Source organism: Flavobacterium sp. TC780 (assembly GCF_056783245.1).
Map to the genome: position 1 here is coordinate 1 of NZ_JBXBAV010000115.1, position 25,318 is coordinate 25,318.

Genomic DNA, 25,318 nt, shown 5'->3' on the forward strand with positions numbered 1-25,318 from the left:
AAGGTTAATACATGCTCCTGTTGTTAGGGAGGCAGCACCTCAATCCAAGTTGATAGTGCTTTTTCTGTGAAATCTCCTCAGCAAATGCAATAACTTGGTCAGGAAAAGCATCCATAAGTAAGTTAATAAGATGCTTATAGATATTGGGGTAAATTAATTCAGGCAGAGCATAACCACGCTTCCAGTTCATTCTATCCCTGAGATCAGGAATCAGTTTTCCAAGTAAATCTTTCAGCGTTGGTTCAAGTGATTTTATTTCATCAACTTTCCCATCGACCTGATAACGCTTTATTTTTCCATTTAGGAAACATAAGTAATGGAAAATCTTTTTAATACTATCTTCCCAATGATGAGAAAACCCATATTTAGGCAACTCTGGAAACTGATTGGTAATATCAAGGAATCCTTGACATTCTGCATAAAGTGTAAGTTGATGAATAGATTGATGATCTAAATCGACCCCATTTTCCTTTCTAATGTTAAACTCTTCTTGTTGGGGATATACCTCCTGATAAAGTTTTTCAATTATATCTTCTCTGTTTGATCTTCCAGAAGGGTATACAATAGCATGAAGTGATAATCAGGATGCATACCATATTTATCAATTACATACTCCAGATTTTCAATCCAATCAGGAATATTATCAACTGCTTTTCTTTTTGGGCTTTTTTCTTGAAAATCTAAAGCGTGGTAAAGACTTATTGCAATAAATCCACTTGATTTATCATCAAATGGGAACTTGTCTTCTATTTCTTTGGTAAAAGGTGGAAGATTAAATCTCCAAATGAAATAGCCACTGTTATATGAACCTATATCATCTTTAAATTTATGTATTGTTTCTTTCGGATTACCACTCATTTCAATCATTTTAATCGCTGTTTCCTTCAAATGATCAAATTCATGAAAAGCCTCTTCAAATTCTGAATTAGAAGATAATGTAACAGCACTAAACTTTAACTGAATATATCTGTTGAATGAATCAGTATCAAATCCGCTTTCTACTATATTTTTACATGTTCGATTAATAGTGTTTAATAAAATTTCAGCTTCTTCATCTGCATCATACTCATAAAACTTTTGTAGTAGATAAAGAGCATCTCCATCTTCTGTTATTAATGTTTTATTACGAACTACATATCTGATGGCTTCTTCGGGCTTATTTAAAGCAAGCAAGGCATTCACAAGAAAGATGGCATTTTCGTGGAAAAGTGTATTGTATCTGAAATTTACCCGCTGTGAAAGAAGTAGTAAGGAAATAACCTTATGTGCTATTCCCATTTCTGCCGCAAGGCTAATAATGTGTTTAATGTCGGACAAAACGATGTCGGGATTTATACTATTCATTGCACAATCATCCACCCAAGTTTGATTGCATTCTTCTATTGCATTTTTTTTACCTTGATCATCACCATGTGCGAGATGATAAACCCGCTCAAAATCCCAAAATCTGTTTTGGGATGCTTTAATGCAAAGGCAGCAATGTTTGTATGTACTTGATTGTTTATATCCCCGCTCTTTTCATTTATAAAATCAGAAAACGATGTGATAAATACTGATAAAGTCTTTATCTCTCAGTAAATGTTGTATTTCCTTAAGACTTGTTATAAAATGGTGTTTTGTGGAGGCCGGAAGCAACTCCTGCAATATGCTTTTTGCACTGGAACTCTCAATCTTGCTAATGTAGCTGCTAGCCAGATTTCATCAGTTTGATTATCAAATTGCTGCCATATCTTTTCGTATAATTTTTGATTTCTCCTCCAATAATCGGTATAAATCGATCCAGTTATCTATAAAAAGTAAGATTTTCACTTTCCAATACGTATTTAATAAGATAGCGCAAATACAGGGGGTGACCTTCTGATTTTTGAGCTAGTTCATTTATTTGGATAGAATTTAGTTGCTTGTCTTTTAATTGTTTAGACAGAAATCTCTCAGCATTTTGTATTGATAAAGGAGTGACTTTTATCTCATTTGAGAGATTAATTGCTCTCCGAATTGAAGATGGCAGTACTTCCTGAGAAATACAAGAGAAGATAACTTTAAAATTCGATGGCAAATGTTGAGGTAAAACAGACAAGTATTCTTCGACTTTAGATTTACTAACATCATCTAAACCATCAACAATCAAAAATGCAATCTTTCCTTGCTGCTGATAATGGCTTGACAATTGTTGTATGACCGTGGATAGTGAATATTCTTTCGTTTAAAGTTGTTTCAGGTTTAGGCTTTGGAGGAGGGCTATTATACAATGCACGATAACAGACTTCTTCAATCCATCTTGTGAAAAATTCCGGTGTCGCTCTGATTTGTGTTGGGATTTCTTCACTCTCTGGTACTTTAACAAAGAAACGATCAATGATTACATGATTTTTATCCCTTAAATCTAATTGAGCCGAAATAGTGGTTTTTCCAGAAGCGGACTGCCACTTACCAAAAAATAACCTGAAGTAATCTGATTTGCGATGACTTCATTTATTTTTTCCAGCACTTCATCGTTGGGAGTATTATTGGAAATATCCTGCTCTATTGAATCCGGTATAGAATGTTCTTTAGTATTTACAATTACTATTTCATATTTAGCTAAAACTTCAGCAATATTTCGTACGCTTGTTGCTCCAAGTGTGCCGGCATTATCATATCCAATAACACCAGTTGCAAAACCATCAATAATTAGTGCTGAGCCAGATAATCCGAAAAAGTCTTCAAGATTAGCATATTGCTCACAAGCTAAATCCACATCCCATTTCGTCCCCTCATTAATCCGGGATACAGTACCATTATATCTTCCTCCAGAATTTACTCTTTGCACAGGAAAACCATAAGTCTCCCAATTTTCATTATACGGTATTTGTATATTTCTTAAGGGAAGTGAAGCTATATTGCTTGTTGTTTCCAATCTAGTTATGAGAACGGCAACATCTCGCTCTTGTATTCTTTCTAATATTTCAGCTTGGATCTCGGTATTATCTCCAAAATATAATTTAACAGATTCTCCTTCTGGAAGATTATGCTCGGCTGTAAGCAATAGTTGTTTTTCATTATCAACAAAAATGAAAAAAGCAGTGCCGGATTTATTACCACTCTTTATCTTTACAGTTGCCATCTCAATTTCTGTAGGATTTAATATTCTTGATGTCATAACGATAAGGTATAAGGGGCTTGATTTAAATAATGAATTGAGTAATTGTATTTTTTTTCCAGTCATCTCTATTAAAATATTCTGAGTTATTAGTAATATAATTGAACCAAATCTTCCGATGGAAATCTGCCGGGCGACTAATGATATGGGCTATGGTTTCTTTATCAGGATGATTATGCCTTCCCCCATTAGTAGAAATAAGATACTTAGGAGAATCAATTTTTTCTAATAAATTTTTACTAACATTATTGAAGCTTCCATGATGTGAAACCTTAATAAAATCAAAAATAATCTTACCATCGTTTTGATAATCGTTGAGTGATTGGGCAATTAAATTTGGGTGGGCATCTGCGAGAAAAAGTACTTTTCTTTCTTTAATTTGTAAGATAAAAGCGATAGAACTGCCGTTTGTAGGAGTAGTATCTTCTTCAAAAGGGAGTTGTCATAACTTCTGGATCGTTTCTTTTGCTGCAGAAATTGTCGTTGGTCGTTTTTTAGGCATTTCTTTTTCCCATGTCATAGCCATTTCAAAAGCATCATCATAAAATTCTGAACTGCCGCTATCATAGTTTGTCCCATATCTCAGTAGTTCCTCCTTCCATAAATTTTTGAGTTTCTCTAACTTCTCCTTATCAGGAGAGAGAAGAAGTAATTTTGCATTTTCGTCAACTATAATTTCCTTTTGAAAATCTATGCAGATTGCATTTCCATCAAAATCACTATTCCATGAATATTCTCCTTGCAAAATCAATGCTCCCACTGTTGTTCCTTGCTCGGCGCTAATTTCTCGCCCTCCTTTATCTCACTTTTTTTGCTGGATAACCTCTTTGAATTATCTGGTCAAGTATTTTTTCTTGATTTTTATCAATCCCTAATTGTTTTTTCTCGAAAAGATGGCGAAATGTATTGTGCCATATTTCTTTAATCTCGATAAATTTTTGAGAATTATTATCCTTCAGAAGTCTTATTGCACCTTGAATATATCATCCGCATCTATGTAGAGTAGAAATCAATTTTTCAAGAATTTCACCTTTCGTTCCAATTCTTGTTAAATCTTCTTTTAAATAGTTTTTTATTGTATCAGCGTAGCCGCAATCAATCAACAAATGCTTTTGTTCTTTTTCTTCTTCACCATAGCTTATCAAGAAACAGTCTCCATTTTTAGCTGGATACGCAACAATATTAGTATTCATTTTTCTAAGCCACTTTTAATAATTCGTCCTATGTACATCATCATTTTTAAATTTCTAATATATAAAATAGAATTAAGATAAAATAATCATTATTCTAATAATGATTTATTTTGCTACAGATATTAAAATTTGTTAAACATTTAATGTTAGATTATTATGTAAAAACACACATGATTTTAATTACTTCTTCCCAAACAATCCAATTACTACCAAGAAATCACGTTTAATACTATATACTGGTTTATGGATTTTTAAAGAATAATATATCTTTTTTATTGTTTATCGCGTTTTACTTAATACTATTAACTAGTTGTCTCCTTAAGTGGTCGATGGGGCTACAATCGAACACTTTATACCAATCTTAACCTTCTTTGATAGTTTAAAATAACCGATTAACTTAGATTATTTTTTTTGATGTATTATTCATTCAGAATCATTTAATTTATCAACTCTCTTTCTTTCTTCAATAGTTCTTTTGTTGTTAAATCATATATTAAAACATATTTTGATGTATCGACAACATAGTATATTTTATCCGTTTTGTGCAAAAAGAAGGTTCCGTCTTTTAGCTTTATGTCTTTTTAAGCGCAGCAGCTTTAATTTGTTTTGCATCCGCTCCCGCTGATGTAACTAGGAACAATCCAACAAGTAAGATAAGACCATACACTGAATATTTATTGATAAACAAATATAAAACTACAATTCCAAATGCCATAACTATATATAAAAGGGTTTGATACCGCATAAAATATCCAATACTACCTACGACACCAATAACTAGACATGTGAATGATATTATTCCAAAGTGAAGATGGTATTTCCAAAAACGGACAGAAATTACGCAGGCCGCAATGGCAAATACCATAATTAACATTGTAAACCAAAGTAATGTACCTTTTCTGTAGAGGATATAGTAAACATCATCAAAACTGTAGCAGAATTCAAAATAATCAACGTGAAATTCTTCAAGAAGTAATCTCCAGTATGTAAAAGCAGAAAGAGGAAGTATTAAAGCGAAAGTCGTGACAAGCCCAGTTATTTTCATTCCGGTTTCTTCTCTCCAATCGATTTGGTATCTTTCTGCTTTCTGATACTGAAGAGCTTCAAAAACTGTTGTGACTTTTTCGTATCCGGTATTAATTAATTTTTTCAAATTCATAATATTGTATTTTTTAAGGCTTTATTCCGTATTTCAACGCCCGTTACTTCATATCTTTATCTGCCAATAATTATGATACTACAGAAACTTGCAGAATATAATTAAAAAACAGAAACAGTATTTTTTGGTATCATCAAAATATTAAAAAACGAAGCAGACCAAATAAGAAACTAAGTATTATAAGGTTTAACATATTTAGTTTAAACTTTGTCAGCAAAAGCAGTGAGATCAGGCACCATCCCAATGCTATCCAATCGAAATTATTCACAGAAATCATTTTACCAGAAAACAAAATCCCTTCTCCCAGGTAAAATGCAAGATTTACAATAACTCCGACAACAGCGGCGGTTACTAATGACAATACAGCCTGTACAGTTTTATTTTTCTGACCTTTCAATTAATGGAGCTCCTATAAAAATCATAATAAAATTAGGGAGAAACGTAAAATAACTTGCTGCCAAAAGTCCAACGGTTCCCATTAGCAGGGAACCATTAAAGTGATTAAATCCAGCCATAAATCCAACGTACGATAATACAATAACCAAGGGACCCGGAGTTGTTTCCGCCAAAGCAAATCCATCTATCATTTGCGATTTTGAAATCCAAGCCAGTTTATTGGTAACCAAATTGGCTATATATGGAATAACGGTATAAGACCCCAATTGTCAAGAATGCTGATTCTGTAAATAGCAATGAAAGTTTTTGCCAAAATGGTTTATCGACAAGCAGAAACGTTACGCATAAAAAGGGAATAAGCCAGAGAAAGATAAAAACAGTAAGTTGTTTGATTGTTGTCTTTAAAGATTTTTTAGTTGGAGCTTGATGACTATTTACGTAATATAAATCCTCGTGATTATCAGTTTTATTCTTTCCGTTGTTCAAGAACATAAACTGGGGAGTTAAAAGACTTATTACTATTGACAAAAAGATAACTCCAAATATTATCCAAGGCGTAGAAATATGCAGAAAATAAGAACAAATGAACGAGGAAAGGGCTACAAAATAATGCAAAAAACTAAGTAGTGATTTACTTCCGACTTTCCATGTAGCAAAGATAATAATGGCGAGTACTGCTGGTTTTAAACCATTGAAAACGGATGTTAGCAATGGAGTATTACCATAAAGGGCATAGATAATACTCGAGACATAATAGAATAAGCATAGAAGGCAATACAAAAAATATACCTGATATAATACCACCTCTAACTCCATGTAATTTCCATCCTAGGTAAATTGCTAACTGATGTGCTTCAGGTCCAGGCAAAATCATGCAAGCATTAAGTGCGCTAAAAAACTTGCTATTGCTGACCCATTTCTTTTTTTCTACCAGAAAATCATGCATTATGGTAACGTGACCTGTTGTACCTCCAAAACTTATCCAGCCTAGTATAAACCAAAAACGGATTGCTTGTGAAAAACTTGGTTGTTGAAATTTACTTTCTTTTAGTATCTGCATTTATTTTTTACTTTCCAACTAGGTTTGTAGACCTCCCTATCTGTAGATTTTTGAGCCTTGTTTTAATTGTATTTCAATTAATTTAATCAAGACTTCCTTGATTGCTAAATTAGGTAAAAGCAAAAATAAAACCTAAAATCTAACCTAAAACTATGTTTTTAAAGTAAAATCAATAGTTTTATTTTGTGTCGGTAGTGATTAATCTGTTTATATAGTTGATTTTCTATTTATTAAATGAAGTCAAATAATGCACTCATTTTTTTTAAGTAGGTAATTAGCACTTACATTTACTGTTGAGTAGAATAGTGCCTATTAGTTATTCTATAGTATACTTTAAAATTAGTTGAAATAGTAATTAAAAACCTCGCGCCCGCTTGCATGAACTGCCAATAAAGGCATGTTCTGTGCAAGGGGCGCATCCGATAGAACGCCCCGCAATTGTCCCGACGAAGGAAGTGCAATTGTGGGGCGGATGGGCATCAGCCACCGATATCGGTTCTGACCTGAAATTACTCAAATTCAAAAAGAATCCCCTTTGGGTTGTCATGCCTTCACGGAATAGTTTCCAAAGTAAAGAAGCCCCCATACTAGCTAGTGTAGCATTAATAAATAAATCCTGTTTTTCGAGTGCTTCGGCAAGGGAGCAACTTGGCTCATTGTTTTCGGTCTGCGCTTCTAACAGTTCTTTAAATTCATCGGTAACCATAGGAAGATTGGATACAGTCCTGTATAGATTGGAATTGGGTTGTCTGATTTCTCCAATAGTTGACAATAGGGCTTGTCCTATATTTCGGGAATTACCAAGGTCAAGCCAATACAGTGATTTATTGCGTTCCCAACTGCTGTTTTCTGCACAGTCCTGTACTACTTTTGCAATGTCAAATCGTGCCGATACGGTATCGACACAACTGATGTACATATTTGCTTTTCCACGATTGGGTAGAGATTTTTGAGATTCGCAGTAGAGAACTGCTCTGTTATGGCTTTCCAATTCGTACCAAAAAAACAATTGGTTCGGTTAATCAGTGCTACCGATTTGTACAAACCTACTTCGGTATCTGCAAAAAGCTGTCGCCCCTGATTGGCTTGGGTTATCCTATCATCATCGTATAAATTAACCTGTAATCCTGTATGCCCTAAAGCCATAAGGCGGTGGTTTTTAATTATTGCGAGTTCTGTGAGCATCCTGCTACCTGTCCCTCCTGCACCAATAAGATTTATTGTAATTGGATTGGTTGGGTTTATCAGGTAATTATCGGTGTAATGCATTGGTTTTAATGTGTTCATGACAGCAGTTTATTAAGGGTTAAACCATTTTTTATTAGCACTTTCATAGGGAACTTTTTTCGGGTATTAATAAGACTCTGCCACAACTGAATGATGTTTCCTTTTTTTACAGGGCTTTTTTCGCTAATCAGGTGGCTGAAATAACTATTAAAAAAATACTGCTCCCACAACTGAATAAATTCTTCCAATAGGCAATCGGCTTTAATATTAGACTGAAACGGTTCCCATGCAAACCCTACCATCGGAGTATAAATTAAAATAAGGGGCATTGTATAAAGGGGTCGTTTCGGTAATGGCTACAGTTTCCCCCAAAGCATACATCGACAGCGTGTTTTTAGAGGCTTTCCAAAGCAAAGGAGGTATTGACGCTTTGCCGTTGGAATACCCAAGCTATCAACAAAAAACAAGTCTACCTTTTGGGATGGTGTATGCCAAATGGCATAGCCATCGTGGTTGGGATTGATGTACAGTACATTTTTGGGAAGTAATCCTAAAGGTTTCAAAAAGTTGCGTTTGAGTTCGTCAGAAGTATCTAAAGCATTAGCAAGCTGTGTACTTTCTTTTACGCTCAGTGGATGGGCATTGGTGGGATAGCCATTTTTATCCATGTCGTAGCTTTCCACATAAGTAGTCTTGTCAGACGAATTTTTCTGATAGATTACCAAGGCTTTTACAGGAGTGTATAATGTTCCGAAATCGGCTGTTATATCTTTCATGGTATATAGTTTAAAAGGGTACATAGTTCATTAATCAAAGGGAAAATTCGGTATTCAAAATCAAGTAGCTCTTTTGATGGACTGTTTTCGCTATCATAGATTTGCTGTAGTGTGGGTTCTTCGATTTCCCCACATTCATTAAATTCATCATTGACAACACGAGCAATGTTCTCATACAACAAACCATCGGTGTCCGCTATAAAAGAGATGTATTGTTCTGCGTGTATGATGCTATCATCTTCATCCAGTTTGGGATTCAGGGTATTTCGGAAAATGCTGGCATCGGGATAATCACTTAAGAGCGCAAATGCTTTTTGTGCCACGTTAAGGCAATCCCAACCAAAAGAAGACGTTGGCTTGTAGGTATCGATTCGCTGTTTAAAAACATTCAGATGATAGGGATTGTATATTTTTCAGTAGCATTATATCCCCATATTGGTTTGCCTCGTTAAATTCTGAAAATTCACGGTTCGCATGTTCATTATCGCAATTTTCCAAATCATCTATCAACCATTCTTCCATACACTGGTACTGATAAAATAGATAGGTATGGTTTTCTCTATAATACGGAATCCCTGCAACATGGTAGAGATAGCTAAACACCGACAATAAAAGTTCAGCAGTCTGTTTCTGTTTTTTGTCCTGCAACAATCGGTACAAAAGGAGTACTGCAATATAATACAGGGTTGTACCTGTATTATAACTGTGATTGGTTGCCAGTTTTATCATTCCATTATCGTCCTGCATAATGACAAGTTCAATGTCCTGTCCTGATTTTTTTAGTTGTCTTTGAGCGTACTTATGCGCTAACAAGATATTGTACGGATAGGGTTTGCGCTCTACTTCTATCTGTTCGAATCCGTACAATCCTGTCAGGATGTTCAACGAATCAAAAAATCCTTTTTCAGTTGCTTCGGAATTTGGCATTTTTTCACCTTGTTCGTATAACGGTAAAAACTGGTGTTTTAAAAAACCATCGGTAAGAGTTCCAAAGGTACTGAGGTGGGTTTGTTGTTTTTTATTTCCTGCGCATCGGGCAAGCGGTTGGTGTTTTTCTGCCCAAGCGCCTAACTGTTGGTGTAGTTTGCATAGTTTTTTCGTTTTTGGCAATCTGATACTGCCTGTTATGGATTTCGTTTTCATGGTTTATCCTTTTGTTCCGATTTGCGATACAAATCTGTATTGTACGGCATCATCATTTATTACAGGTCCTTCGATGGTTGCTGTTGTTAGTATGGGATAGGTCTGCGCATAAAAATTCAATACCGCTGGGGCTGAATGAGGCGCACGGATCGGCAAGTTTAATATCGTGTTCTTTATCCTTAAAGGAAAAGACTCGCTCTAGTAATGTGGTTGTTAACATGGTGCTGAAGTGTTAGGGTCGTTAAAAAGGTCAATGGGAAACTTATCGGAAAGTTCTGCTTTTCGCTTGTGGATGATGTCCTTATGTTCGGGATATACGTCTGCTTGTGGCACTTTCATCCATGCTTCTTTAAATTTCCCAAGGGAGTTCCTTCGAGTTCATCGGCTTTCTTCATCGCTTCTTCGTATTTTTTCTGCATTTTCGGTTTTCTCCTTGCCCATCTTAAGGATGTTGTCCTTTTCCATTTGAGAACTGATTTTTGCCTGTGCTGATTCTTTTAGGAACTGTTCCATATTGGCAAATAGCTGTGCCGTATCTTTTACAGGTTGTGCGATAGCCTCAAAAAATCCTGCGTCCAATTCTTCGGCTGTGCCTTTAAGCAGTATAGGCGGTACTTTTTTACGTGCCTCATCGCCAATGGCATCATTAAAAAACAATACCGATACAATAAGCCTATCGGCAGTTTCTTTGACTATGTTTATTTTCCAGTCACCTGCAACCTGCAAGGCGATTAGGGTTTGAAAGAAATTCATGTTGTTCTATTTCCAAGTGAATAAAAAAGAAGGGACAGACAGGATGTGCCTGTCCCAATTTATTAATTGAGAATTAACATATCTGCACCTTTACTTGCAAAATCCATACACAAATTGAATGCGGACTGTGTGCGTAGCTGTCCTGTTCCTCCCATTAAAAGAGAGGTTAGTTTGGCTTCATCGTCTTTATAGTTTCGGACATGCTGAAAGTAACCTGTTACAGCATTGTACGCCCCCAAACACGTACTTTTGTGGTATCCATGAGTTGTGTAGGGTCACTCATGGCATACTCAAAAGCACTATCAACCATATTAGTAAAACAGGTAGAAAGTTCGTCTTCTTTACCGTCCTGTATGGATTTTAAAACCTCCTTGTTGGGAACAAGAGCGAACGAAATGAGCTTTTTAACCTCTTTATCTGTGATGCGCACTTTTGTCCAATCGTTAAAAATACTTTCCATTTGTGCCGATAACATATCGGATATGCCCATTACCTTATGTGCCTGTTCCAAACGTTGTTTGGCATTGGACGTATGGCGAATACGTACCGTGTTGGTTTTGTTGTTCATAGCGGCATTAAGGGTATTGGCGCATACAATTCGGATGGGGGTAAAAGCGGCTGTTATACTTCCGCTTCCGTCGTGTGAGGTGGTAAGGAACAGGTATTTTTCGATAAGGTCTTCATTGCCGACCCTAATGTAATCAGGTAGTTTAGCGGTTATAAAAATGCGTTCGCCTTTACCCAAAGCCCCTGCGGTTTCGTCTCAAGAATACCTTCACCACCAACGATGCTATCAAAAAAAGAAAAGGCATCCCTGTTCTGTACGATTTGGTAGTCCTTCCCCACTACACCCAAAACGGCATTGTTATCAGTACGTACCGTGCTGAAATAATTCGGTAATTCGATTTTTATTGTGGGTGGTTTCATTATTTACAATAATTTCCTGAGAATACGGTGTAAATAGCTTACGTTTTTCGACTTCGTAATTGAGTCCTGCATGCGCAATAGCTTCTGCGCTTGTTGGGTAGTCTGAAATTATCTGCCCTAAATTGTGCCATGCTTTTTCTTTTACGCTGAAAAAACTGTGTTTTTGACTTTGCTCGTTGTAATTTATATTATGTGCCATGATATTTAAATTTAGAATGTTATTGTTTGAATGGATTAAAAAAGGCAGGTCGTCTGCGGGTTCTTGTTTTACTCCCTCGTTGGATTGAGGTGTTATTTCGGTTTGGGTCTGTTCTGCTTTTTTGGCAAAAGCCAAAATTTTAATGTTGTTGGTATGAAACGTAAGGCTACCCAAAGCTTTAACCATCGCTACTGCTGTATACATTCAGACCGATACGCCCGAATAGTTGTACGAGTGCGCCTTTTTTAAGCCACTCGGCTGTCTTTGCGCTTAACCAATACGAACAATCAATATAGGTGGTGATTTCCTTTACCTCGGAACTGTTTTTGGGTTTGTAACTGTCATTGATGGCAATTGAAAAATTGACCACCTCTTTGTCACTCTTCACTTTGTAAATTGTGGCATCTTTTGTAATGCGTCCTGTGATTTCCATGATGTAAAATTTTAATGATTACTACTGTTTTGATTTCTTCTCCAATCCCTTAAAAAATTGTTTTCAAAAGAAAAAACGGGAAAAAAGAAAGCAAGAATCAAGTGACCAGTTAACGGATGCGGAGTGCTATAAGTCCCGAAGGGTGGCGCAGCCATTATGCGCATGCAGCATACGACGGGCACTATCTTGGCTGCCCTTTTAGTCCGTTTCGAGTGAAAGCTTTAAGTAAAATTTCTTAATGTACTTTTAATAGAAATATCATATATCTTATCACATGTAAAATCAATAAATGATAATGAGTTAAGAAAAGTTTGCGGACAGTTCCTACAGATTAGAATTAAAAATTGACGCTAGAATAACCTATGGAATGCTTTCCAAAAATTCATATCCTGAGTAAAGGAATTTTTATTCAATTTTTAGAAAACTAGTTTGCTGTTATTTTTACGAAAAATTGACCTTTCTAAAAAACTAAATAATATGATAATCAGTAAATTGCATAATAGTATGAAAATCATTTTTTTTATACGAAATTTATTATATTTTTGCAAAAATCATAAATACAATCGTAATGAAAAAAGTTTTATTTTTATTTAGTGCTATCAGTTTAGTACTAACTTCTTGTTCTAGTTCTGATGATGACAATGGTGGTGATAATTCTAATGTCGAGAATACAATTTTCCCTAAAACCGAAAAATACACTTCTACACTTTCTCCAGAAGAGAATTCGACTGTTACCTATGCTTATCAAGGGAACAAAATTGAAAGTCTTACCTACAGTGGTGGTGATAAAACAACCTTTTCATATACAGGAAATGTAATTACCAAAGCAGAGTCTTTTGAAGGTGGTGTATTAAAAACAACTACAAATTTCACTTACGAAAACAATAAACTGAAGTCTTATATTGAGGTTCCTGCATCAGCAGATTCTGCCAGCCTAAAGAAAAGCTATACTTACAATGCTGATGGAACAATTTCAACTGTTACAGTTATGATTGATCCTACCACACTAGTAGAAACACAAGAATCATCAAGTGTATTTACTTTAGATGCCAGAGGAAACATCACTAAAGTTGTATTTAATGATTATATCAATGTAGTTGAGTATGATACAAAAAATAATCCTTTTAAAAATATTTTAGGATATACTTTGTTATTGGATGCAGGAATTTTTGATAAAGACGTAAATACACCTAATAATTTCACTAAAATAACAGAAACAAAAAATGGAGAGAACGTAGGAACAACTACTTACGTAAACACATATGATGGCAATAACTTTTTGACAAAACAAGTTAGTGGTGGTGAAACGTTCGAATATACTTACTAGTATAAAAAACTCTTAACCTCACAAAAAAATAGGCTGTTCGATGAACAGCCTATTTTTTTGTGCTTTGAAACCAAATTCTGAGAAATATAGCAGTTTCCATATAAACACTCTCTATGTCTTAAAAAAGAAAACCAGCCTATAAGTAAGCTGGTCTTCAATAACAATGGTATTTGGAAATTATGACTACTTCTACTTTACTTAAAACAAAATCAACAGCTATCAATACGGAACTTGAATTTTTAATTAAACCATTTTGTTCCTCAAAATTTAGTAGTGTGACCTTATTAAATCATTTTATTTATTTGTACGAAAATACATAAATTAATACGCAAATTCAAGTTTATACTTATTTCTGTTTGACTTTAACATATCTGCTTCAGATAATACCTTAACTATCAACAGTTTTAAATTTAAACCATCTTTTGCCTAGGTAAATTAATTTCAGATTCTGAAGGATAAGGAGCACGATGTGTCATACTCACATCTTCTCGTATATGCTCGTGTGCTTTAATTGTCTGTCACTCGTATTTGAATATCGCGGATCAGGTATAAATGGCATCTTTGCCATTTTTGTTACCGTTACCGTTGGAAAATGATACTCTACGGCAACATTTCCTAATAGTAGATAACAACCACCACCTTGGAAAGGATATCTGTCCAGACTATCTGGGAAATGGGCTGTATCGAAATACTCCCCTTCTGTATCAATCCAAGTGCCAAAATACATGGTACCTCTTTTGGTAGGCACATGTTTTCTGGAAATGAGATAAGCGAGCATTTTTACTGTTTTCTTGTGATGACTCACTAAATCCTTTGCCATCACAGCCCCTCTGTATGGAGTTTGTAAAAGATCAAAAGGAGTACACGATACAGGGAAACTAAGTAGTTCAATTTCATCAAAGGCATCTTCATAAGCAGAGCGTTCGAGTACAGGTAGCTTATATTCTTTGACTGGCTCCTGAAGTAGCATGAGGTTTCTATTTTCAGGCTTAAAATTCACCAATATCAATCGGGCTATTACCAGCAATTGATTTTTTGTTTTACCAGTAAAGCGAAAAGCACCGATAAAAATCAAAATCTGAATGCCTTCAATACCAATTGGAATACGATTGATAAAATCTTCCAATGATTTAAAGTCCCCCCCATCCTCTCGATTGGATATAATAAGATGCGCCAGTTTAGTTTCTAAACCCTCTAAATGCATCAACCCGAGATAAACATCAACTCCGTATAGTGTTGCTTCGTATTCGCTTTTATTGACGCAGGGATTATGTATTACTGCTCCAGACATTCGAGCCTCATGAACATAGACTTCGGTCCTGTAAAAACCACCTTGATTATTGATAACGGCTACCATGAATTCCAGGGTAATGTACTTTCAAATAAAGACTCTGATAACTCTCTACAGCGTAAGATGCCGAATGCGCTTTACAAAACGAGTACCCGCAAAGGATTCGATCTGGCGGTATATTTCTTGACTCAATGTTACAGGATGCCCTTTTTGCAGGCAAGAAGCAAAGAAATTATCCTTTACTTTTTGTAAAGCTGCTTTAGAACGCCCCTTACCGCTCATAGCGCGACGCAGAATATCTCCGTCGGCAGCTGGTAAGCCCTCCATAATACAAAGCAATCTTAATGACATCTTCCTGATAGACCATAATGCCATAGGTTTCTCCCAATTGCTCTTTAAAAACTTCATGAAAATATTCGAATTTATCGGGATGGTTATGACGAAAAATATACTCTTTCATCATTCCAGACTGGGCTACTCCAGGACGAATAATAGAGGAGGCCGCGACTAGTATTTTATAATTATCACAATTCAGACGGCGCAATAGTCCTCGCATAGCGGGGCTTTCAATATAAAAGCAGCCAATGGTCTTGCCTGTAGCCAAATAGGTATTGCAAACAGCCTCATCTTTGGATAACGCCGTATTCCGAATATCTACCTTAATTCCACGGTTCTTTTGGATAAGTTTCACACTATCATCAATATGACCAATACCTCTCTGGCTTAGAATATCAAATTTTTCAAAACCAATATCCTTGGCGATGTGCATGTCAAAGAGCACAATAGGAAATCCTTTGGGCGGCATTTCCAGCAGGGTATAATTGGTGAGAGGTTCTTCGGAGATTAATATCCCACAGGAATGCATGCTGCGCTGGTTGGGGTATTTCTCGAGCAACATCCCATATTGCTGTACATACTTCACCACTGAATTGTCATCGTGGAGTGCCATGGGATTTTTAGCCAGTACATCGAGTTCTTCTTTGGGGAGCCCAAATACTTTTCCGACTTCTCTAAATATCGAGCGGTACTTGAATTCTACATTGGTTCCACAAAAAGCCACATGGTCTGCGCCATAGCGATTGAAAATATATTCAAGGATTGTATTGCGTTCTTTCCACGACCAATCAATATCAAAATCTGGAGGGGTTTTACGATTGAGGTTCAAAAAACGCTCAAAGTATAAATCCAATTCTATAGGACAGATATCTGTAATCCCAAGACAATAACTCACAATACTGTTTGCACCACTCCCCTGCCCTATATGCAGAAAACCACAGCTATTGCTATAGCGGATAATATCCCATGTGATTAAAAAATAACCACTGAACTCAATTCATCAATCACACGTAGCTCCTTCTCCACCCGCGCTTTTGCCTGTAAATTAGTCGTTCCGTACCTCCACACTAATCCTTGCTGAGCAAGGGTTGTAAGCAAAGCCATATCACTAGTTCTACTATTGGTATAGTATTTTTTATTTTTTGGTGTTTTAAAATCAAATTCGAAATTACACTCGTCTATTATTTTTTGGGTATTTTGGATAATCTGAGGATAATTCGTGAATTGGGCAAGCAAATCTTCAAGTGGTACCATTACATCCGAAGTGCTACAATAATCCGACTCGGAAAGCTTTGATAGGATAACATTGGTATCAATAGCCCGAAGAATTTTATGCAGATTAAATTCTTTTTTAATCCGAAAGGTTACAGGCTGAGAAATGACCATTTTATCAACTCTATTTTTCCAATGAGAACTGAATAGTTTTGGAAGTTCTTCGGGACGAATACCGATGTATTCATTTTCTTTCAGAGTTATTGGGGCGTTCTCCAAGGAATAGATTATAATAACCGATTTGAATTCAGGTGCCTCTAAAGACAAGGTTGTATTATCAAAGTTATGTTTGGTCAAAAAACGATTCATCTCTGCAAGACCTTCACTATTTTTGGCAAGCCCAATATATCGCAGTTTATGATTGCATCTAAATTCAATTCCAACAAGTGGTTTAATTGAAACTGCATTACATGCTTTGATAAAATCATAAATTCCAGTTACGGTGTTGATGTCTGTAAGAGCCATGGCTTTTACATTACATGCCACAGCTTGCTGTACCAAATCTACAGCGGAATAGTCCCATAGCGCAAGGAATGGAAAGAATGACAATTGAGATACATGGCTAGTGTATTTAAAAAATGGAACTTACAAAAAGATATATTTTGAATTATTGATTTACGTTTTAAAATTGCTGCTTTGTTGTTGGGTTTAACGAAGCCCCTGCACACCGCATAACGGCATCAAATCCATAGCGGCTTTTCATTTTATCCATTGCCTGATATAAGGTAACATTTCTTCGGTATCTTCAAAGAGATTAATTTGATAGGTTCCTCGAACAAGTCCACTAAAACGGATTCCAATCAGGCTCAGTCGCATCCGGCGCTGGTAGAGCTTGTCGAAAAGATCCGTCACATTCTTGGTCAGCGTATGATCGGCAGAGGTATAAGCGATACGACATTGTTTGGTCTCAGTATCAAAATTGGCGTAGCGGATTTTAATCACTACAGTTGAGGTAAGCCATTGCTCAGAGCGCAGTTGGAAGGCTAATTTTTCGACCATACCCACCAGGATGCGTTTAAGTTTTATAATATCAATAGTGTCTTGAGAGAAAGTATGTTCGGTTGATATGGATTTTCTCTCTGTATAGGGTTCCACAGGATTATGATCAATACCGTTGGCTTTCTTCCAGAGTTCTGTACCATTTTTTCCAATCATTTGCTGCAAAACTTCTGAAGGCATTTCAGAGAGTGTTTTAATGGTTCTGATCCCAATTCGTGAGAGTAGCTGAAAAGTCTTATCACCCACCATCGGAATCTTCTGAATAGATAAAGGATTTAAAAAGGGCTGTACCATATGCTCAGGAATCTCCAAATTCTGTTTTTGTTTTCCCTCTCCAGTACCAATTTTAGAAACTGTTTTATTCACTGATAAAGCAAAAGTCAGTGGTAATCCTGTTTCTTTGGTAATGGTTTGAGCCAGTTCACTTAGTCCATTTATAACTACCATAGAATTTGTCCATACCGGTTATATCCAGATAAAATTCATCAATACTTGCTTTTTCGACTATGGGTGCTTTCTCTTGAATTATTTCTGTAATGGTATGCGATAAGGTGGAATACAATTCCATATCGCCTTTCATCACTTTTGCCTGAGGGCAAAGCCGAAGTGCCATCTTAATAGGCATGGCCGATCGCACTCCAAAAGTACGAGCCTCATAGGAACAAGAAGCTACCACTCCCCTGTCCCCACCTCCAATAATCAGAGGTACTCCATTAACGCTGAATTGGTCAGCCTTTCGCAGGATACAAAAAACGTATTCATATCAATATGTACAATTGACCTTCCCATAATCCTCTTCCTTTTTATACGGAACAAAATTAGTACAGATTATAACAAAAATACTTATATTTGTTGATACAAATTGTAACAAAACTAACATGTCTTTATTTTCTGACAATATCAAAAGCCTTAGAGCAAAAAGGAAGTTTCTCAGGAAAAAGTCGCTGAGAGTCTTCTTATTACCCGGGGACGCTACGCCAAGTATGAAGACGGAACCTCTGAAGCACCGTATGAAATCCTAAAGAAAATAGCGCACTATTATCAAATCAGTATCGATTTGTTGCTTTCTGTAGATGTTCGGAAAATACCGATGGATGATTTGCTGAAATTGGAAAACAACAGATTACTGCTACCGATTACTGTTGATGCAGCAGGAAAGAATTATATTGAAGTAGTTACCCAAAAAGCAAAAGCCGGGTATTTGAATGGGTATGCCGATCCTGAATTTATCGAAAACTTACAGCAGATTTCTTTACCTTTTTTAGGACCATGGGAAACACCGGGGTTTTCCTGTGGAAGGAGACTCTATGCCACCACATGAAGATGGTTCAATTATTATAGGCCGCTACATAGACAAATTGGGAGAGGTAATGGATGGCAAAACCTATATCATAATCACCAAAAGCGACGGTATGGTTTATAAAAGGCTCAATAAAAAATAAAAGAAACACGCTGGTTTTAGAATCGGACAATCATTTTTATCCTGATTATGAAGTCAAGGCTTCTGATATTCTTGAGATTTGGGAGTATGAATGTAATATCGGCAAAAGCGACCAAAAACAAGAATCATCAGATTTTTCAAGTCTTAGAGACATGCTTTTAGAATTGAAAAGGGAAGTCAAAGAGTTGAAGAATTAATTTCTACCAAAACTTGATTAAGGCAGGAATCCCATTATTTCTATTCCAATAATTCTTTAAGCTTTTGCTTTAGTAATTGTTTATGGGTAACTGGATTCTATATTCAGCAACCATCGTAGAGGATAAACTTCTATTGAGTGCATACTCGACAACCTTACTGTCTTTATCTGTACATAACAATATTCCAATACTTGGGTTTTCATGTGTTTTTTTCACGTCACGATCTAATGCTTCAAGATAAAAATTCAATTGTCCCAAATGTTCCAGTTTGAATTTATCGGCTTTGAGTTCAAAAGCGACCAGACATTGTAATCCTCTGTGGTAGAATAATAGATCAACATAAAAATCGCTATTACCTACCTGTAGTTTGTATTCCTGATCGATGAAGATAAAATCTTTACCTAATTCCAGAATGAAATTTTTCATTTGTTTAATGAGTCCCTGTTGTAATTCATTCTCGCTATAAGATTCTGGAAGGTTTAAAAAATCAAAAATATAACTGTCCTTGAACGTATTATTAACCTCAGGATGTATTTCTCGCACCACTGGTGCGAGTTTTGAATTCCCAAGCATTGTTCTTTCAAAAAGACTGGATGAAATCTGGCGCTCAAGTTCTCTTTTGCTATAATTTTCATTTTTGGAAAAGTTTAGATAAAACTCGCGTTCTTCTACTGTTTTACATCTTGAAAAGATAATCAGATTATTAGACCAGTTAATTTCTCGCACCAGTGGTGCGAGTTTTGGTGTATCCTTATAAATCTCATAAAACTGTCTCATACGCCAAAGATTCGCATCTGAAAATCCTTTTAAATCAGGCTCGCTTTTCTGTAAAAAATCGGCTAATTCTTTTACGACTGATTTCCCCCACTCTGCTGTTTCGATACGATTGTGAATGTACTGTCCAATATTCCAGTATAGGTTAATCATTTCAGTATTAACTGCAAGAATAGCTTTTGATTTGGATTGTTTTATTAATTGGATAATATCGGTAAATTGTTCTTGTATCATTATTTCTCCCTTTAAATTGTTATTTTTTATCACTTCTTAATTACTAAATGCCTTAGCTCGTAATCATTTAATAATCTTTCTTTTTCAGAATAAATAATATCCTTGATGTCCTTTTTTATTTGCAAATAGTTGCGTTGTACCATAGCGTTATCAACTTTTCGAATAACAGGAATAGCTACATAATTATCCTGTTCTTCTTTCAATGCTTCATGGTTATTTACAATTTCAGAATGGAATGTTTTGAGTTCTATTTTACAATCAGGGTCATCCGCTACCATACCCACTAATTCACCGGAACTAAGTCCGGAAATTTTGGATGGAGGTACTGCGGATTCCAATTGTTTAGATCTACTTATAGAAGTATCTCCGCTATTAATGGAAAGACTTTCTCTGTCCTGCATAATTTTTCCAAAACGCTCTGATAATTGTTTGGCAGTATCACCTGTAACCTGTCCACTGACTACGTTTCCAACAATATTCATAATCACATCAGCCTGTTCTCGTCCATAGTCTTTACGCAGCTGGCTAAAATCCTGAATCCCCAAACAAGTAGCCACTTTATTACTTCTTGCCGTGGCAATCAAACTATCCATATTGTTGAGGTAAATTGTTGGAAACTCATCGAATATTAGGCTGCTTTTCTGCTTATTTTTCTGGTTCACTTGTTTTACCAATCGGTTTACGTATAGCGATAATACAGCCCCATATATTTGAATTTTCTGCGGGTTATTACCCATGCATACAATCTTGGGTTCTTCTGGATTATTGATGTCCAAAGTGAAATCATTACCTGATAAAACATAATACAATTGCGGGGAGGAAAGCCTTGCCATAGCAATTTTAGTAGAGGCAATTTGCCCCTCCAATTGGTCCATCACATGGTTAAGATAAGCATTCACAAAAGGATTAATGAGCACCTCAATTTCTTTTTCAGCTCTAAGTAAGGTAAACAGGCTATCATAATCCGCCTGCATGAGTTCAATCACATGAGGAAGGGTGCAGAATTCTCCGTCCTTGTATTTTTTTAAATACCATATTATGGCTGAGAGAAAATTAATTGGTGATTCTACAAAAAAATCTCCTTGTCTTTTTATCCATTCCTTGTTTAATCCTAACAGAATAGTACGTGCAGATTCTGAAGCATCTGTAATATCACTCATAGCTGAAGGATCTAATGGGTTACATCGGTTACTTCGGGTCAAATCATCAAAATTAATAACATAAAACTTTGGTACTATTGGATAAAGATGTCTGTATTTAAGCCACGTATTATAGACGATTTTCGTCAGATCATCAAACTTGAAATCATAGACGAACATGGTGAATTTTTTACAGATGTGCTGGGTGATTACATGACGTATGACAAAATAGGATTTTCCAGAGCCAGGAGTACCAGAAACTAGTAAACCCCGAAACGGATTAATGATGTTTATCCAACTGTTTCTTACCTTATCCTTTAAATGGTATCGAGCTGGGAGGTTGATGGAATATTCATTTTCCAAAAGTCTTTCTTCTTGCGGGAAGGTTTCATTTTCGGTATTAAAAATATCCTTGTTATTTAACCTGTTTTTTATAATTCTGGATAATAATGTCCCTCCTGTGAGCATTAAAAGAAAACCACTGGAAGTAATGGTCATGTAGGCAATTGCTGCCAGCATTAATTCTATTTTTAGGTATAATGAAAGGTAACTTATAAAGTAAATCAGAAATCCCGTAACTATATAAGCAAAAGCTGTTTTGTAATTTAGTTTTTCATCTTTTCGTCCTTTAGCTCCAATTAGTGAGATTATTAAAAATCCCAGTGCAAGGGGAAGAAAGGTTTGGATTTATGGAAATTACTGAACAATCCTGTATAGTAAATATTCCTCATAATTTTATCACTCAATCCGAAGGTAAACAAATGCCACTTTCCAAATGCGGCATAACAGTAATAATAAAAATGGATTGTTAAAATAGTAATAACTGATAGTCTTGTCATATCCAAGATCTTTTCTCAGTGCCTGTTCGTTTCTCCTGTCTGCATAGCCATAATTTCAAGTTTTATCGATTATTAGACTGTCCTCTTCTTCTTTTTTTCTTTTTTTTTTCAGCTCGTACGGAAGGTAATTAGCCGTTTGTTGCGACTTTCGTGAGCATCTCTGCTAATTGTGCCATTATAGTGCTGGATCCTGTGTATTTGTCATCCCTAAAATCATCACCAAACAGCGTTGCAATAATTTCCGATTTAGGTGCTTCAAATGTGATTGCATGTGATTTTTCTGTTATTAAACTTACCCTGTTTTGCTCTACCTGACTAATCGATGCACAGCGTTCCTGTATTGCTTTGGCACTGTATTGTTTTCCCAATATACTACCGTTAAAAACACATTTTTGTGGTATGGTCAACGTAGGTAATACCATAAAGTAATCCTTCTGCATTTTTTCTAAAAACTGTATCGATTCCCTCTTTCTCCAGTAGTTGCGCTAATTCTGTAAGTGAAATTTCCGTTCTTAAAAATGCCATATCAATGGCGTTTTTTACCCTTCTTATGTCTAAGACTTCATTTGTGGTATTGGATGCAAATTTTCCCTCTAAAAATTTCAGAGTTGGTTTGTTGTAAAAAAGACTTGCTTTTATAGGCACTCCAATAGGTTTTCCTGTATCATCGAGTATCCTGTACATTAATCCTTTTGCTTTAAACATTCTTGAATCATCATTACCTGGGTCTGCTAAAACATTGTATTGTTTCAGCACTGCATTGAGTTCTGGAAGACTGGTATATTTATAAGAGTAAAGTACTTGATCCAATACATTTGTAATAGCCTTTTTTGATTCGCTTCGCCCATACTGAATCTTTCCTGAGGTGATTGGCTTAAGTTCGAAATTCTGACTGTTTTTATTCCCTTCTGCTTTAACAAGTCCAAAGAGTTTTTCAATTTCTTTTCTTGCTGGTTCAGATCGGTTTTTACCAATATTTTGCATGTCAATTCGTGTGCCATCTCTCTGGACATTTATCGAAACCAGATGGATGTGCATATGACCGGAATCGTGATGCTGATATACTAGATAAGGTTGTTCACCAAAACCTATCTTTTCCATATACGAATCAGCAATAGCCATTAATTTTTCCTTAGAATGATTTTCTGACGGATCAAAATTGATTGAAATATGTACACTGTTTCGTTTTACATTTTCATTTAACTCCAGCTGTTTCAAAAAACGATTCAGTTTTATAGTAAGTCCCATTTTATCCACATCAATCGGGTAATTTCCGGCGCCTATACACTCCGCCACACTCTCTTTTACTTTGTTTTCATTGTAATAGAAAACCTTATGGATAGAGTATCCCGTTTTTATGATCGCAACCATCTTTCCGAGATTTTCTGGATGTAATTTTTGATTTCATCTATCTTATCAAAAAGATTTTTCTTGTCGAGTTCAGCACTTATAATCCATACTTTAAATTCCGGAATTTGATTTAGGGTATGTAGTTTTTTTACCGCCTGATTGTAGTTGTTTCCAATACCATTTAATTGTTTAAACAACTGCGTCATTTCATGAATCATATCATCTAATGACTGATTCCTATAAGTGATGTTTATAGATTTATCAAATAGGTGTTTGCGAATGTAATCGCTCAGCTTACGGCAAGTACTAGCTTTCCATTTTCGTTCCATTTTCGCATACTCTTCGGAGGTAAACCGTACCCCGACAATGCGTGTTCTGTTTGAATTTTCTCTTTTCATCATCTCTCTTCTTCATTATTATCAAACTCTTTTTAACCTTTCAGTATCACTGCTAACGAGTCCCGAGTGTATAGCAGCAAGAAGCTGTTGTTTAACAACAGGAACATCTTGCCGATTGCAGGAACGTTGCAATCTTCCTGAAACTTTAAAGGTTCTGTAGACATTGCTGAATTTTTAAAATGTTCCAAATTCAGTTTTTCCATTTATTGCTTTTTTATACTGTGTAATCTATTAATTGTATTATTCCGGAAACTCAAAACACTACTGATACAGTCATTAAAATTTTAGTATTTTTTATAAAAACTATTTCACTTTTATTTTTAGAACTCAAGGAAAGTGCGCACTGCATGTAATTCTGAACTGTTGTAACTAGGGAATCATAATGCCAATTTGTCCTCTGGTTTTAAATTGAAAAACGTGCTCTTTCAAAACAATAAACCAATTTTAAAACAACAAAATCCTGACTGTTTTCAGGGAGGTTTTGGTTGTTCATTCTAAAAGGGTAAAAGCGTCATTAAATACTTCAATGATGTCCTTTTCTAGGAACATTTTAATTCCATGGAAGAATTTCAATTTATATATTTTACAAATATTACTCATCTCCAGATTCTCTAAAATTCTCTTCTACATTTTAATACTTATCACTCATCTGCGATACAAAATTATGCAAGTGACCCGGATTCTAGCTATCACAGGTAAATTTTACCTATCAAAATTCATATCCGACTTTATACCTTTACAAGAATAAATTATTAATTAAAAACGTGAAGATTATGACAACAAATGATGTGGCTCAGGTTTTAGATACTGTGCTTAGTATCCCTGGAATGAATGATGTAGTGAAGATTGATTTGAAAATTTCACGAAAAAATGTACTGTTATTAAATCATGTGATTGAACGTGGATTATCTGCCAAAGAGAGTACTAAACCGTCGATTCTTATGACGAGTGTTCCAGAAGAAAATCTCCAGGAATTAAAATTTTTTGGGGAGGAATGTTTACAAAAAGCTGGACTTATTGAACTCAGTGAAAAATTGAAAACATTGAGCGAACCGGAAAGTAAAATAGGTTATGAATGCAAAGTAAAATAATGCCAATAAATAGTAATTGTTTATTGGCATTTTATTTTTCACCAATCTATTTTACCCAAAAAATAATGCTTTTGAATTATATACAATAAAAATGGCGCGTTTTTTACAAAAATTAGCACGTTTTTTACAACTACCTACAAAACAGCTTGTTGTAATTTTGTTTTAGCTCCAACTCTAAATAATTGAACCCCAGTTAAAAAGCTTCCTTTATTTGAGTTTTTAAAA

At 35.5% G+C, this 25,318-nt stretch carries 22 protein-coding genes and 8 pseudogenes; 3 read left to right on the forward strand and 27 right to left on the reverse strand.

The window, feature by feature from the left end; all coding sequences use genetic code 11:
• Positions 1-4: 4 nt before the first annotated feature.
• The 20 genes and pseudogenes from AC1RYN_RS12375 to AC1RYN_RS12470 all read right to left on the reverse strand — a co-directional run bounded on the left by AC1RYN_RS12375 (position 5) and on the right by AC1RYN_RS12470 (position 12,405).
• The gene (locus AC1RYN_RS12375) at positions 5-373 is read right to left on the reverse strand and encodes a hypothetical protein (RefSeq protein ID WP_481807206.1); all 369 of its coding nucleotides are present in this window, start codon (positions 371-373) and stop codon (positions 5-7) included.
• A 152-nt stretch (positions 374-525) separates the two neighbouring features.
• The gene (locus tag AC1RYN_RS12380; RefSeq protein WP_481807207.1) at positions 526-1,344 is read right to left on the reverse strand and encodes a hypothetical protein; all 819 of its coding nucleotides are present in this window, start codon (positions 1,342-1,344) and stop codon (positions 526-528) included.
• A gap of 439 nt (positions 1,345-1,783) precedes the next feature.
• A complete protein-coding gene (locus AC1RYN_RS12385) occupies positions 1,784-2,167 on the reverse strand; it encodes a hypothetical protein (protein ID WP_481807208.1) in 384 nt (127 codons plus the stop codon).
• Positions 2,168-2,383: 216 nt separating this feature from the next.
• Positions 2,384-3,205, reverse strand: coding sequence for a trypsin-like peptidase domain-containing protein (locus tag AC1RYN_RS12390; protein ID WP_481807209.1), 822 nt, complete (start codon positions 3,203-3,205; stop codon positions 2,384-2,386).
• A 376-nt stretch (positions 3,206-3,581) separates the two neighbouring features.
• The gene (locus AC1RYN_RS12395) at positions 3,582-3,899 is read right to left on the reverse strand and encodes a hypothetical protein (protein ID WP_481807210.1); all 318 of its coding nucleotides are present in this window, start codon (positions 3,897-3,899) and stop codon (positions 3,582-3,584) included.
• 223 nt (positions 3,900-4,122) lie between these two features.
• The gene (locus AC1RYN_RS12400) at positions 4,123-4,332 is read right to left on the reverse strand and encodes a hypothetical protein (RefSeq protein WP_481807211.1); all 210 of its coding nucleotides are present in this window, start codon (positions 4,330-4,332) and stop codon (positions 4,123-4,125) included.
• Positions 4,333-4,903: 571 nt separating this feature from the next.
• Positions 4,904-5,491, reverse strand: a complete 588-nt coding sequence (locus AC1RYN_RS12405) for a hypothetical protein (protein ID WP_481807212.1) — start codon at positions 5,489-5,491, stop codon at positions 4,904-4,906.
• A gap of 133 nt (positions 5,492-5,624) precedes the next feature.
• A pseudogene (locus tag AC1RYN_RS12410) lies at positions 5,625-6,153 on the reverse strand (chromate transporter).
• A complete protein-coding gene (locus AC1RYN_RS12415) occupies positions 6,104-6,703 on the reverse strand; it encodes a chromate transporter (RefSeq protein ID WP_481807213.1) in 600 nt (199 codons plus the stop codon). The pseudogene AC1RYN_RS12410 and the gene AC1RYN_RS12415 overlap by 50 nt, the downstream one beginning before the upstream one ends.
• Positions 6,606-6,947, reverse strand: a complete 342-nt coding sequence (locus AC1RYN_RS12420; protein WP_481807214.1) for a chromate transporter — start codon at positions 6,945-6,947, stop codon at positions 6,606-6,608. The genes AC1RYN_RS12415 and AC1RYN_RS12420 overlap by 98 nt, the downstream gene beginning before the upstream one ends.
• Positions 6,948-7,428: 481 nt before the next feature.
• Positions 7,429-8,234: pseudogene (locus tag AC1RYN_RS12425) on the reverse strand (PRTRC system ThiF family protein); the annotation flags it as partial.
• Entirely contained in the window at positions 8,231-8,476 is a 246-nt protein-coding gene (locus AC1RYN_RS12430) for a hypothetical protein (RefSeq protein WP_481807215.1), read from the reverse strand. The gene AC1RYN_RS12430 and the pseudogene AC1RYN_RS12425, both read right to left, overlap by 4 nt.
• The gene (locus AC1RYN_RS12435; RefSeq protein ID WP_481807216.1) at positions 8,442-8,555 is read right to left on the reverse strand and encodes a hypothetical protein; all 114 of its coding nucleotides are present in this window, start codon (positions 8,553-8,555) and stop codon (positions 8,442-8,444) included. Before AC1RYN_RS12435 ends, AC1RYN_RS12430 begins: the two co-directional genes overlap by 35 nt.
• Positions 8,531-8,950: a hypothetical protein gene (locus AC1RYN_RS12440; RefSeq protein WP_481807217.1), complete on the reverse strand. Its 420-nt coding sequence runs from the start codon at positions 8,948-8,950 to the stop codon at positions 8,531-8,533. Before AC1RYN_RS12440 ends, AC1RYN_RS12435 begins: the two co-directional genes overlap by 25 nt.
• Positions 8,947-9,273 (reverse strand): hypothetical protein, encoded by a 327-nt coding sequence (locus AC1RYN_RS12445; protein ID WP_481807218.1) that lies wholly within the window; start codon positions 9,271-9,273, stop codon positions 8,947-8,949. Before AC1RYN_RS12445 ends, AC1RYN_RS12440 begins: the two co-directional genes overlap by 4 nt.
• A 55-nt stretch (positions 9,274-9,328) precedes the next feature.
• The gene (locus AC1RYN_RS12450; RefSeq protein ID WP_481807219.1) at positions 9,329-10,093 is read right to left on the reverse strand and encodes a hypothetical protein; all 765 of its coding nucleotides are present in this window, start codon (positions 10,091-10,093) and stop codon (positions 9,329-9,331) included.
• A 3-nt stretch (positions 10,094-10,096) separates the two neighbouring features.
• Positions 10,097-10,249, reverse strand: coding sequence for a PRTRC system protein C (locus tag AC1RYN_RS12455; protein ID WP_481807220.1), 153 nt, complete (start codon positions 10,247-10,249; stop codon positions 10,097-10,099).
• Positions 10,250-10,306: 57 nt separating this feature from the next.
• A pseudogene (locus AC1RYN_RS12460) lies at positions 10,307-10,846 on the reverse strand (prtrc system protein e).
• Positions 10,847-10,908: 62 nt separating this feature from the next.
• Positions 10,909-11,972: pseudogene (locus AC1RYN_RS12465) on the reverse strand (DUF932 domain-containing protein).
• A 178-nt stretch (positions 11,973-12,150) separates the two neighbouring features.
• The gene (locus tag AC1RYN_RS12470; RefSeq protein WP_481807221.1) at positions 12,151-12,405 is read right to left on the reverse strand and encodes a single-stranded DNA-binding protein; all 255 of its coding nucleotides are present in this window, start codon (positions 12,403-12,405) and stop codon (positions 12,151-12,153) included.
• Between the two features lie 568 nt (positions 12,406-12,973).
• Here AC1RYN_RS12470 and AC1RYN_RS12475 point away from each other — a divergent pair.
• A complete protein-coding gene (locus AC1RYN_RS12475; RefSeq protein WP_481807222.1) occupies positions 12,974-13,732 on the forward strand; it encodes a hypothetical protein in 759 nt (252 codons plus the stop codon).
• A 410-nt stretch (positions 13,733-14,142) separates the two neighbouring features.
• Here AC1RYN_RS12475 and AC1RYN_RS12480 read toward each other — a convergent pair.
• Positions 14,143-17,191 (reverse strand): annotated as a pseudogene (locus AC1RYN_RS12480) (DNA polymerase III subunit alpha).
• Positions 17,192-17,245: 54 nt separating this feature from the next.
• A pseudogene (dinB, locus tag AC1RYN_RS12485) lies at positions 17,246-18,419 on the reverse strand (DNA polymerase IV); the annotation flags it as partial.
• Positions 18,420-18,508: 89 nt separating this feature from the next.
• On the opposite strand from dinB, the pseudogene AC1RYN_RS12490 reads away from it, so the two are divergent.
• Positions 18,509-19,268 (forward strand): annotated as a pseudogene (locus tag AC1RYN_RS12490) (XRE family transcriptional regulator).
• Between the two features lie 69 nt (positions 19,269-19,337).
• Here AC1RYN_RS12490 and AC1RYN_RS12495 read toward each other — a convergent pair.
• From AC1RYN_RS12495 to AC1RYN_RS12515, 5 genes and pseudogenes are all read right to left on the reverse strand, one after another.
• Positions 19,338-20,276 carry a PDDEXK nuclease domain-containing protein gene (locus AC1RYN_RS12495; RefSeq protein WP_481807223.1) on the reverse strand — a complete coding sequence of 313 codons (939 nt, stop codon included), beginning with the start codon at positions 20,274-20,276 and terminating at the stop codon, positions 19,338-19,340.
• Positions 20,277-20,305: 29 nt separating this feature from the next.
• A pseudogene (gene mobC, locus AC1RYN_RS12500) lies at positions 20,306-22,299 on the reverse strand (conjugal transfer protein MobC).
• An 83-nt stretch (positions 22,300-22,382) separates the two neighbouring features.
• Positions 22,383-22,622 (reverse strand): hypothetical protein, encoded by a 240-nt coding sequence (locus AC1RYN_RS12505; RefSeq protein WP_481807224.1) that lies wholly within the window; start codon positions 22,620-22,622, stop codon positions 22,383-22,385.
• 10 nt (positions 22,623-22,632) lie between these two features.
• A complete protein-coding gene (locus AC1RYN_RS12510; RefSeq protein ID WP_481807225.1) occupies positions 22,633-23,625 on the reverse strand; it encodes a relaxase/mobilization nuclease domain-containing protein in 993 nt (330 codons plus the stop codon).
• Positions 23,610-24,005: a plasmid mobilization protein gene (locus AC1RYN_RS12515; RefSeq protein WP_481807226.1), complete on the reverse strand. Its 396-nt coding sequence runs from the start codon at positions 24,003-24,005 to the stop codon at positions 23,610-23,612. The genes AC1RYN_RS12510 and AC1RYN_RS12515 overlap by 16 nt, the downstream gene beginning before the upstream one ends.
• Before the next feature lie 770 nt (positions 24,006-24,775).
• On the opposite strand from AC1RYN_RS12515, the gene AC1RYN_RS12520 reads away from it, so the two are divergent.
• Positions 24,776-25,093 (forward strand): hypothetical protein, encoded by a 318-nt coding sequence (locus AC1RYN_RS12520; RefSeq protein WP_481807227.1) that lies wholly within the window; start codon positions 24,776-24,778, stop codon positions 25,091-25,093.
• Positions 25,094-25,318: the final 225 nt, after the last annotated feature.

What these genes read in the sequence shown, in the direction of transcription:
- AC1RYN_RS12430 (WP_481807215.1), bottom strand. Translation starts at nt 8,476, where the DNA reads ATGGTAGGGTTTGCATGGGAACCGTTTCAGTCTAATATTAAAGCCGAT.
- AC1RYN_RS12415 (WP_481807213.1), bottom strand. Translation starts at nt 6,703, where the DNA reads ATGGAGTTAGAGGTGGTATTATATCAGGTATATTTTTTGTATTGCCTT.
- AC1RYN_RS12405 (WP_481807212.1), bottom strand. Translation starts at nt 5,491, where the DNA reads ATGAATTTGAAAAAATTAATTAATACCGGATACGAAAAAGTCACAACA.
- AC1RYN_RS12400 (WP_481807211.1), bottom strand. Translation starts at nt 4,332, where the DNA reads ATGAATACTAATATTGTTGCGTATCCAGCTAAAAATGGAGACTGTTTC.
- AC1RYN_RS12510 (WP_481807225.1), bottom strand. Translation starts at nt 23,625, where the DNA reads ATGGTTGCGATCATAAAAACGGGATACTCTATCCATAAGGTTTTCTAT.
- AC1RYN_RS12520 (WP_481807227.1), top strand. Translation starts at nt 24,776, where the DNA reads ATGACAACAAATGATGTGGCTCAGGTTTTAGATACTGTGCTTAGTATC.
- AC1RYN_RS12515 (WP_481807226.1), bottom strand. Translation starts at nt 24,005, where the DNA reads ATGATGAAAAGAGAAAATTCAAACAGAACACGCATTGTCGGGGTACGG.
- AC1RYN_RS12450 (WP_481807219.1), bottom strand. Translation starts at nt 10,093, where the DNA reads ATGAAAACGAAATCCATAACAGGCAGTATCAGATTGCCAAAAACGAAA.
- AC1RYN_RS12475 (WP_481807222.1), top strand. Translation starts at nt 12,974, where the DNA reads ATGAAAAAAGTTTTATTTTTATTTAGTGCTATCAGTTTAGTACTAACT.
- AC1RYN_RS12380 (WP_481807207.1), bottom strand. Translation starts at nt 1,344, where the DNA reads ATGAATAGTATAAATCCCGACATCGTTTTGTCCGACATTAAACACATT.
- AC1RYN_RS12470 (WP_481807221.1), bottom strand. Translation starts at nt 12,405, where the DNA reads ATGGAAATCACAGGACGCATTACAAAAGATGCCACAATTTACAAAGTG.
- AC1RYN_RS12435 (WP_481807216.1), bottom strand. Translation starts at nt 8,555, where the DNA reads ATGTATGCTTTGGGGGAAACTGTAGCCATTACCGAAACGACCCCTTTA.
- AC1RYN_RS12420 (WP_481807214.1), bottom strand. Translation starts at nt 6,947, where the DNA reads ATGCAGATACTAAAAGAAAGTAAATTTCAACAACCAAGTTTTTCACAA.
- AC1RYN_RS12390 (WP_481807209.1), bottom strand. Translation starts at nt 3,205, where the DNA reads ATGACTGGAAAAAAAATACAATTACTCAATTCATTATTTAAATCAAGC.
- AC1RYN_RS12440 (WP_481807217.1), bottom strand. Translation starts at nt 8,950, where the DNA reads ATGAAAGATATAACAGCCGATTTCGGAACATTATACACTCCTGTAAAA.
- AC1RYN_RS12495 (WP_481807223.1), bottom strand. Translation starts at nt 20,276, where the DNA reads ATGATACAAGAACAATTTACCGATATTATCCAATTAATAAAACAATCC.